The 2,946-nt window shown below is 55.0% G+C and carries 1 rRNA gene; it reads right to left on the reverse strand.

What is annotated here, in order from left to right:
• Nucleotides 1-15: 15 nt before the first annotated feature.
• Nucleotides 16-2,933, reverse strand: a 23S ribosomal RNA gene (locus SD70_RS32355).
• Nucleotides 2,934-2,946: the final 13 nt, after the last annotated feature.

The raw sequence follows: 2,946 nt of genomic DNA on the forward strand, positions 1-2,946 counted from the left end.
TAGAAGCTCTATGTTTTGGATAAGCCCTCGACCGATTAGTATTCGTCAGCTCCACGCATTGCTGCGCTTCCACCTCGAACCTATCAACCTCGTCGTCTACAAGGGGTCTTACATACTGGGAAATCTCATCTTGAGGGGGGCTTCACGCTTAGATGCTTTCAGCGCTTATCCCTTCCGTACATAGCTACCCAGCTGTGCTCCTGGCGGAACAACTGGTACACCAGCGGTACGTCCATCCCGGTCCTCTCGTACTAAGGACAGCTCCTCTCAAATTTCCTGCGCCCGCGACAGATAGGGACCGAACTGTCTCACGACGTTCTGAACCCAGCTCGCGTACCGCTTTAATGGGCGAACAGCCCAACCCTTGGGACCTACTTCAGCCCCAGGATGCGATGAGCCGACATCGAGGTGCCAAACCTCCCCGTCGATGTGGACTCTTGGGGGAGATAAGCCTGTTATCCCCAGGGTAGCTTTTATCCGTTGAGCGATGGCCCTTCCATGCGGTACCACCGGATCACTAAGCCCGACTTTCGTCCCTGCTCGACTTGTAGGTCTCGCAGTCAAGCTCCCTTCTGCCTTTGCACTCTCCGAATGATTTCCAACCATTCTGAGGGAACCTTGGGACGCCTCCGTTACTCTTTGGGAGGCGACCGCCCCAGTCAAACTGCCCGCCTGACACGGTCCCCGCACCAGATCATGGTGCCAGGTTAGAACTCAAGTGCGATCAGGGTGGTATCCCAACGTCGCCTCCACCGATGCTGGCGCACCGGCTTCTCAGGCTCCCACCTATCCTGTACAAATCACACCCAAGTCCAATATCAAGCTGCAGTAAAGCTCCATGGGGTCTTTCCGTCACGTCGCGGGTAACCTGCATCTTCACAGGTACTAAAATTTCACCGGATCTCTCGTTGAGACAGCGCCCAAGTCGTTACGCCATTCGTGCGGGTCAGAATTTACCTGACAAGGAATTTCGCTACCTTAGGACCGTTATAGTTACGGCCGCCGTTTACTGGGGCTTCGGTTCACAGCTTCGCTTTGCAGCTAACCGCTCCCCTTAACCTTCCAGCACCGGGCAGGCGTCAGCCCGTATACTTCGCCTTGCGGCTTCGCACAGACCTGTGTTTTTGCTAAACAGTCGCTTGGGCCTTTTCACTGCGGCCCCCTCGGGCTATTCACCCTACCGGGGCACCCCTTCTCCCGAAGTTACGGGGTCATGTTGCCGAGTTCCTTAACGAGAGTTCTTCCGCGCGCCTTCGCATGCTCTGCGTGCCCACCTGTGTCGGTTTCCGGTACGGGCGCCTTCGCCTGGCTAGAAGCTTTTCTTGGCAGCATGAACGCATGACCTTCGGTACTGTAAGTTTCCCTCCCCATCACAGCTCAGCCTTATAGTGTGCGGATTTGCCTGCACACCAGCCTCACTGCTTGGACTGGGCAATCCATCGCCCAGCGTCACTATCCTTCTGCGTCACTCCATCGCTCATAACGGCTACGGCGGTACAGGAATTTCCACCTGTTGTCCATCGGCTACGCCTTTCGGCCTCGCCTTAGGTCCCGACTTACCCTGAGCGGACGAACCTTCCTCAGGAACCCTTAGGCTTTCGGCGGATCAGATTCTCACTGATCTTTTCGTTACTCATACCGGCATTCTCACTTGAATGCGCTCCACCTGTCCTCACGGTCAGACTTCAACGTGCATTCAACGCTCCCCTACCCAAGATACATAGTATCATGTCAAAGCTTCGGTGGTGTGTTTAGCCCCGTTACATTTTCGGCGCAGAGTCACTCGACCAGTGAGCTATTACGCACTCTTTCAATGGTGGCTGCTTCTAAGCCAACATCCTGGTTGTCTTCGCAACTCCACATCCTTTCCCACTGAACACACACTTGGGGACCTTAGCTGTTGATCTGGGCTGTTTCCCTCTTGACGATGGATCTTAGCACTCACCGTCTGACTCCCGGACTGTCGTATGCGGCATTCAGAGTTTGACTGGACTTGGTAACCCTTGGCGGGCCCCGCACCCAATCAGTGCTTTACCTCCGCTACGAACCGTCCGAGGCTAGCCCTAAAGCTATTTCGGGGAGAACCAGCTATCTCCGAGTTCGATTGGAATTTCTCCCCTACCCCCAGCTCATCCCCGGCTTTTTCAACAGACGTGGGTTCGGGCCTCCAGTGCGTGTTACCGCACCTTCACCCTGGCCAGGGGTAGATCACCCGGTTTCGGGTCTACGCCTGCATACTTAACTCGCCCTATTCAGACTCGCTTTCGCTTCGGCTCCGGCTCTTCACCTTAACCTCGCATGCAAACGTAACTCGCCGGTTCATTCTACAAAAGGCACGCCATCACCCATGAACGGGCTCTGACTTCTTGTAAGCACACGGTTTCAGGTTCTATTTCACTCCCCTCCCGGGGTGCTTTTCACCTTTCCCTCACGGTACTGCTTCACTATCGGTCGCTAGGGAGTATTTAGCCTTGGCAGATGGTCCTGCCGGTTTCCGACGGGGTTTCTCGTGTCCCGCCGTACTCAGGATCCGTCTAGAGATACGCTTCTTTTCGATTACAGGGCTCTTACCTTCTATGGCCGGCCTTTCCAGACCTGTTCGTCTAAGAAACTTTTCTCACATTGACGTCCTACAACCCCAGGGGGCAAGCCCCCTGGTTTGGGCTAATCCGCTTTCGCTCGCCGCTACTGACGGAATCACTGTTGTTTTCTTCTCCTCCGGGTACTTAGATGTTTCAGTTCCCCGGGTATGCCTTCTCATGCACTATGTATTCATGCATGGATAACAGCGTATTACCGCTGCTGGGTTCCCCCATTCGGACATCCTCGGATCGATGCTTGCTTACAGCTCCCCGAGGCATTTCGTCGTTCGCCACGTCCTTCTTCGGCTCCTAGCGCCTAGGCATCCTCCGTGTGCTCTTTCTAGCTTATCCATAGGTAAACGTC

The organism is Gordoniibacillus kamchatkensis, from assembly GCF_000829455.1.
GTDB lineage: Bacteria > Bacillota > Bacilli > Paenibacillales > NBRC-103111 > Gordoniibacillus > Gordoniibacillus kamchatkensis.